At 73.7% G+C, this 7,533-nt stretch carries 4 protein-coding genes; all 4 read left to right on the forward strand.

All coding sequences use genetic code 11. The features are described 5' to 3' along the window. The first annotated feature begins 353 nt into the window (after positions 1 to 353). Genes AB0M11_RS35975 through AB0M11_RS35990 form a run of 4 tightly spaced genes read left to right on the forward strand, consistent with a single transcriptional unit; the run spans position 354 to position 7,475 of the window. Positions 354 to 2,543, forward strand: a complete 2,190-nt coding sequence (locus AB0M11_RS35975; RefSeq protein ID WP_365712374.1) for a 1,4-beta-glucanase — start codon at positions 354 to 356, stop codon at positions 2,541 to 2,543. After that, positions 2,540 to 4,525: a beta-galactosidase gene (locus AB0M11_RS35980; protein ID WP_365712375.1), complete on the forward strand. Its 1,986-nt coding sequence runs from the start codon at positions 2,540 to 2,542 to the stop codon at positions 4,523 to 4,525. The genes AB0M11_RS35975 and AB0M11_RS35980 overlap by 4 nt, the downstream gene beginning before the upstream one ends. Continuing rightward, positions 4,522 to 6,726 carry a glycoside hydrolase N-terminal domain-containing protein gene (locus tag AB0M11_RS35985; RefSeq protein WP_365712376.1) on the forward strand — a complete coding sequence of 735 codons (2,205 nt, stop codon included), beginning with the start codon at positions 4,522 to 4,524 and terminating at the stop codon, positions 6,724 to 6,726. The genes AB0M11_RS35980 and AB0M11_RS35985 overlap by 4 nt, the downstream gene beginning before the upstream one ends. Before the next feature lie 35 nt (positions 6,727 to 6,761). Then, entirely contained in the window at positions 6,762 to 7,475 is a 714-nt protein-coding gene (locus AB0M11_RS35990) for a hypothetical protein (RefSeq protein WP_365712377.1), read from the forward strand. Positions 7,476 to 7,533 lie beyond the last annotated feature (58 nt).

Here is a 7,533-nt window from a genome sequence, read left to right on the forward strand (position 1 = left end):
CGGGGAGCGTCGGCGACAGCGGGTGAATCGTGGCCGGTCGCGCAGTTCCTCCCCCAGCCTTCGGCCGGGGGTACCCCCAGCGCCCCTTTCGGGGCGCTGCCCAGCCGTGACTCACACAGCCGCGGGCGCTCGTGACTCTTCTCAGCCGCAGGTGCTCGTGACCCTTCCCAGCCGCGGGCAGTCGTGCCTCCCCAGAGCCCGAAAGGCCTGGGGGGACCCCCAGACGGCACGGGTGGGCGCTGGGGCCCCCGGCCGAAGGCTGGGGGAGCCACCCTGCCAGCGCCGGTAAGCGACGCCCCCGCCCCGCCTCCACCCCGGTCCACCCACCCACCCACGCCACCCGAAGGTTCCCCATGCCTACCCTGCGCCGCAGAACCGTCCTCGCCGGCACCGCAGCGGCTGCCGCCCTCACCGCCCTCCCCCTCCCCACCGCCCACGCGGCCGAGCCCGAGCCGCAGGCGTACCGCTGGCGCAACGCCGTCATCGGCGGCACCGGCTTCGTCACCGGCGTCCTCTTCCACCCCACCGTCCCCGGCCTCGCCTACGCCCGCACCGACATCGGCGGCGCCTACCGCTGGGACGCCCGCGCCGCCCACTGGACCCCCCTCACCGACCAGCTCGGCTGGGACGACTGGAACCTCCTCGGGGTGGAGGCCCTCGCCGTCGACCCCGCCCACCCGGACCGGCTCTACCTCGCCCTCGGCACCTACTCCCAGTCCTGGGCCGGCAACGGTGCCGTCCTGCGCTCCGAGGACCGCGGTGCCACCTGGACCCGCACCGACCTCACCGTCAAGCTCGGCGCCAACGAGGACGGCCGGGGCATGGGCGAGCGCCTCCTCGTCGACCCGCGGGACAGCGACACCCTCTGGCTGGGCACCCGGCACGACGGGCTGCTCAGGTCGACGGACCGGGGCGCCACCTGGGCGGCGGCCGACGGCTTCCCGGCCACCCCCTCCGCCTCCGGCCAGGGCGTCAGCCTGCTCGTGGCCGCCGGCCGTGTCCTCTACGCCGGCTGGGCCGACGGGGACGGCGGCGCGAGCGCCGTCAGCCTGTACCGCACCGCCGACGGAGCGACCTGGGAGGCCGTCCCCGGCCTGCCCACCGGCGCCTTCGCCAAGGTCCCGGTCCGGGCCGCCTACGACCGCCACGCCCGCGAGCTGTACGTGACGTACGCCGACGCCCCCGGCCCCAACGGACAGTCGGACGGCAGCGTGCACAAGCTCGCCGTGGCCACCGGGCGGTGGACGGACGTCACGCCTGTCGCGCCCGGCGACGGCGACACCTTCGGCTACGGCGGGGTCGCCGTCGACGCCCGCCGCCCCGGTACCGTCGTCGTCTCCACGAACAACCGGTGGTCGGCCGTGGACACCCTCTACCGGACCACCGACGGCGGCCGCACCTGGACGTCCCTCAAGGACTCCGCCGTCTTCGACGTGTCGGAGACCCCCTTCCTGAAGTGGGGCGGCGACCGGCCCAAGTTCGGGTGGTGGATCCAGGCCGTCGCCGTCGACCCGTACGACGCGAAGCACATCGTCTACGGCACCGGCGCCACCCTCTACGGCACCCGTGACCTCGTCCACTGGTCCCCGCGGACCCGCGGCCTGGAGGAGACGTCGGTGCTCCACCTGGTGTCGCCCCCGGTCGGGGAGGCGCACCTGCTGAGCGGCTCGGGGGACATCGGAGTCCTGTACCACGAGCGGCTCACCGCGTCTCCGTCCCGCGGGATGGCCACGAACCCCGTGTTCGGGTCGGCGACGGGGCTCGCGCAGGCCGCGGGCAGGCCGGCGTACGTGGTCCGCACCGGCTGGGGCGACCACGGCAACGGGGCGTACTCGAACGACGGGGGCCGGACGTGGGCGCCCTTCGCCGCCCAGCCCTCCCTCGCCCACGACGCACCGGGGCCGATCGCCGCCAACGCCGACGGCAGCGTGCTGCTGTGGTCCTTCGTGCACGGGGACGGGACCAAGTACCCCGCCCACCGGTCGGACGACAACGGCGCCAGCTGGACCGAGATCCCCTCCTTCCCGAAGGGCGCCACGCCGGTCGCCGACCCGGCCGACCCGACGCTCTTCTACGCGTACGACACCGACACAGGAACGCTACAGGCCAGCACTGACAGTGGCCGTACCTTCACAGTGCGTGCAGGCGGGCTGCCTGCCGGCGACAGTCAGTTCCAGCTCGTCGCCGCCCCGGGAAGGACCGGTGACCTGTGGCTGAGCGTCAAGTGGAGCGGCCTGTACCGGTCCACCGACGGAGGTGCCGCCTTCACCAAGGTCGCGAGCTGCCGGGCCGCCCACACCCTGGGCTTCGGCAAGGCGGCGCCCGGCGCCGGCTACCCGGCGATCTACCTGGTCGGCGCCACGGACTCCGGCACCGCCGTCCACCGCTCCGACGACGAGGCCGGGACCTGGGTCCGCATCAACGACGACCGGCACCAGTGGGGGTGGACCGGGCAGGCCGTCACCGGTGACCCGCGCGTGTACGGCAGGGTCTACCTGGCCACCAACGGGCGCGGCATCCAGTACGGGGACCTGGTCCGGTGACCGCCGCACGCAAGCAGCCGGGGCTGGCCGACGCCACCCGCGGCCGGATCCTCTTCGGCGGCGACTACAACCCCGAGCAGTGGCCGGAGGAGACCTGGCAGGAGGACGTCCGCCTGATGCGGGCCGCCGGCGTCAACTCCGTGACCATGGGCGTCTTCTCCTGGGCGCGGCTCGAACCCCGGCCGGGGGAGCGGGACTTCGGCTGGCTGGACCGGCTCATGGACCTGATGCACGACAACGGCATCGGCGTCGTCCTCGCCACCCCCACCTCGTCACCGCCGCCCTGGCTGGGCCGCCTGCACCCCGACACCCTGCCCCGGGACGCCGACGGCCGGACCGAGTGGTGGGGCGGCCGCCAGCACTTCTCGCACTCCAGCGCCACCTACCGCCGCCACGCCGCCGCCATCACCGAGGACCTGGCCGCCCGCTACGCCGGCCACCCCGCCCTCACCATGTGGCACATCAACAACGAGTACTGCACCTTCGACCACGGCGACGAGGCCGCCGCCGCGTTCCGCCGCTGGCTGCGCGAGCGCTACGGCACCCTCGACGCCCTCAACACCGCATGGGGCACGGCGTTCTGGGGCCAGGGCTACGACACCTGGGACGCCATCCTGCCCGCGCGCCACACCCACTACCTGAAGAACCCCACCCAGGTGCTGGACTTCCGCCGCTTCACCTCCGACATGCTCCTGGAGTGCTGTACGGCGGAGCGGGACATCGTCGCCCGGCACACCCCGCACATCCCGGTGACCACCAACTTCATGCCGCTGTGGATCGGCCAGGACGCCTGGCGCTGGGCGGCCGAGGAGGACGTCGTCTCCGTCGACCTCTACCCCGACCCGCGAGATCCCCTCGGCCCGCAGCACGGCGCGCTCGTCCACGACCTCACCCGCTCCCAGGCGCGCGGCCCCTGGATGCTCATGGAGCAGGCCGCCGGGCCGGTCAACTGGCGCGGGGTGAACCACCCCAAGCCCCGCGGGCTCAACCGCCAGTGGTCCCTCCAGGCCGTGGCCCGGGGCGCCGACGCCGTCTGCTACTTCCAGTGGCGGCAGTCCAGGCAGGGCGCGGAGAAGTTCCACTCCGGGATGGTCAGCCACGCGGGGGAGGAGGGCCGTACCTACCAGGAGGTCAAGCGGCTGGGCGCCGAGCTGGCCGCCATCGGGGCCGAGGTGACCGGACGACATGGATGCGCGGACATCGCGATCCTCCACGACTGGCACTCCTGGTGGGCCGGTGCCCACGAGGGCCGGCTCTCCACCGAGGTGGACCTCCCCGACGTCCTGCACGCCTGGCACCGGGCGCTGTGGGAGGCGAACCTCACCACCGACTTCGCCCACCCCGAGCACGACCTGTCCGCCTACAAGCTGGTCGTCGCTCCGCAGCTCTACCTGCTCACCGACACCGCGATCGACAACCTCCTCGCGCACGTCCGCGGCGGCGGCACGCTCGTCAGCGGATTCCTGACCGGCATCGCCGACGAGGACGACCGGATCCGCCCCGGCGGCATGGACGCACGGCTGCGCGAGCTGTTCGGCATCCGCACCCTGCACGAGTGGTGGCCGCTGGACGCGGGGGAGACCGTCGCGTGCGAGGGGTTCCGGGGGACCCTGTGGTCGGAGGAGATCGAGGCCGCGCCCGGTGTCACCCAGACCGTGCCGTACGACGGCGGCGAACTCGACGGGCTGCCGGCCGTGCTGCGCAACGGGCGTGCCTGGTACCTCTCCACGCTGCCGGAGCCGGCAGCACTGCGGGCCCTGCTCAGCGGGATCGCGGCCGACGCGGGGGTCGGGCCGGTGCTGGAGGATCTGCCGGCCGGTGTCGAGGCGGTCCGCCGCGGCGACCTGCTGTTCCTTTTCAACCACGGGCGTGATCAGGTAAAGGTGCCTGTCATGGGAACACATCACGATCTGCTGACCGGCGCCGACGTCGCGGACGAGCTCGTCCTCGGCCGCTACGGAGTGGCGGTGCTCAAGCCGTGACCGCCACCGGCCCCGTCCACGGCACCTGGGAGCCCGCCCCCGCCGCCCGCTGGGAGGACGGCTTCCTGAGCGGCAACGGCCGGCACGGTGTCCTCGTGTTCGGCGATCCGAACGACGACCGTGTCATCGTCACCCAGCACACCCTGGTCCGTCCGAACGGCGGCGAACGGGCCCGCCCGCCCCGCCTGGCGGCCGACCTCGCCGACGTGCAGGACAGGCTGCTCGCCGGGGACCGGGGCGCCGCCGAGCGCCTCACCGACGGCCGCCCGCTCCAGTGGGTGCAGCCCTTCCACCCCGCCTTCCAGATCCGGCTGCGCAGGCCGTACGGCCGGGCCGACGGCTACCGCCGCGCCGTCGACTTCACCACCGGCGAGGTCAGCGCCACCGCCGCCGACTGGACCAGCCAGGTCTTCGTCTCCCGCGCGGACGACGTGATCGTGCAGCGGGTCACCGGCACCGCGAGCCTCGATCTCGACATCGCCCTCGACCACCGGCTCCCCGGCGCCCCGTCCGACCTGGGCGTCGGCCACGGCGCGCTGCGCATTCCCGAGGGCGCCGTGCTCAGCCTCCGCGCCCGCTACCCCGGCGACGACCGCGCCTACACCGGCGTCACCCTGGTCGCCGTCACCGGCGGCACCACCGGACTCGTCCCGCCGGGCGTCCGGGTCACCGGCGCGGAGTCCGTCCTCCTCCTCACCCGGGTCCGGCGCCACACCGGCGAACTCGACGTGGCGGCCGAGGCGCGCGCCCTGGGCGACCTGCTCGCCGAGCGGCAGCCGTACGACGCGCTGCTCGCCCGCCACCTCGTCCCGCACCGCACCGCCTACACCCGCGTGACGCTCGATCTGGCCGCCGCCCCCGCCGACCGCGCCCTCCCGGGCTCCCAGCTGCTCGCACGGCCCGCCGGGGCGGCTCTCCTGGAGCGGCTCTTCGCCGCCGGCCGCTACCACCTGCTCTCCGCCTCCGGCCTCAACCCGCCCCGCCTGACCGGACTGTGGACCGGCGAGTGGGACACCGCCTGGTCCGGTGCCTTCACCAACGACGCCAACGTCAACCTCCAGACGGCCTCGGCCGCGGCCGCCGCGCTGCCCGAGGTCACCGAGGCGTGCGCCGCACTGGTCCAGCGCCAGCTGGACGACTGGCGGGAGAACGCCCGCGTGGTCTTCGGCGCCCGGGGCGCGGTCGCGCCCGCGCACAGCGACGGCGAGTCCGGGCTGTCGTACCACTTCAGCCGCGAGTACCCGCTGCACCTGTGGACGGCCGGCGCCGACTGGCTGCTGAAGCCGCTCGTGGACCACGACGAGGTCCGCGGCGAGCGCGATCCCCGGACGGCGGCGGCGCTCGCCGAAGTCGCCCGTTTCTACGAGGACTTCCTCACCCGGACCGACGCCGACGGCCACCTCGTGATCGTGCCCTCCTACTCGCCCGAGAACCGGCCCGCGAACGCGAGCTGGGGCGCGGTCAACGCGGCGATGGACCTCTCCGCCGCCCGGCACGCCCTGCGCACCGCAGCCGACTACCACCCGGGCCCGGACGGCGACCGCTGGCGGGCCCTGGCCGACCGGCTCCCCCCGCACCGCGTCAACGCCGACGGGGCGCTCGCCGAATGGGCCTGGCCCGGCCTCGACGACAACTACGACCACCGCCACCTCAGTCACCTCTACGGCGTCTGGCCGCTCGACGAGATCACCCCGTACGACACCCCGGAGCTCGCGGCCGCCGCCCACCGCGCGCTCGAACTGCGCGGCGCCGAGAACGACTCGGCCCACGGCCACCTCCACCACGCCCTCGTCGCGGCCCGCCTGCGGGACGGCGAGCGGGTCACCGCCGCCCTCGCCCAGGTCCTGGACGGCGACTTCTTCCACGCCTCCCTGATGAGCGCCCACTACCCGCACCGCGACGTCTACAACGCCGACGCCGCGCACACCCTGCCCGCCGTGCTCGTCGAAGCCCTCGTCCAGTCCACCCCGGACCGCCTGGTCCTGCTCCCGGCGCCGCCGAGCGCCCTGGGCACGGGCCGGCTGCACGGCGTCCGCACCCGCTTCGGAGCCGAACTCGACCTGGACTGGACCCCGGACGGCGCGCGAGCCGTCCTCAAGCCGCACCGGACGCTCCGCGTCGACCTGTGGACTTCCTCCGGCAGTCGGCCGCTCGACCTCGTCGCCGGAGAAGACCACGTCCTCACCCTGGGGACGTGGTAGCCACCGCACCTCCCCCCACCCATGGAAGGGACACCATGGCACCACGCATGCTCGGCAGGGCCGCCAAGGCCCTGATCGCCCCCGCGCTCGCCCTCGGCGCCACCGTCGGCCTCGCCTCCGCACCCGCCTCGGCCGCTGTCTGGAGCTCCTGCGACCAGTGGGGAAGCACCACGCTGAACGGCTACACCCTCTACAACAACATCTGGGGTTCCGGCGCCGGCAGCCAGTGCATCTGGGCCAACTCCGGCACCAACTGGGGGGTCTGGGCCAACCACCCCAACACCGGCGGCATCAAGTCCTACCCCGACGCCAAGGCGGTGATCGGCAAGTCGATCACCTCGCTCTCCTCGCTCAACTCCAGCTACAACGTCACGGTCCCGTCGTCCGGCGCGTACAACACGTCGTACGACATCTGGGACACGGGCCACAAGTACGAGATCATGCTCTGGATGAACCACACCGGTGCCGTCGGCCCGCTCGGCACCTCGCAGGGCACGGTCACCCTGGGCGGCCACACCTGGACCGTCTACAAGGGCAACAACGGCTCGAACGACGTCTTCTCGTTCGTACGCACCGCGAACTCGTCCTCCGGCACCGTCGGCGTCCTGCCGATCCTGAAGTGGATCAAGGACACCAAGGGCTGGTTCGGGAACGTCACCATCGGCGACTTCCAGTTCGGCTTCGAGATCACGTCCTCTTCCGGCGGGCTGGACTTCGCCGTCAACAGCGAGAGCGTCAGCAGCAGTTGACCGAAGGGTGAGCGGCAGGTGAGCGGCAGGGCCGGTCCCGCGTGCGGTGCGGGGCCGG

This window comes from Streptomyces sp. NPDC051987 (assembly GCF_040680735.1).
Classification (GTDB): Bacteria; Actinomycetota; Actinomycetes; order Streptomycetales; family Streptomycetaceae; genus Streptomyces.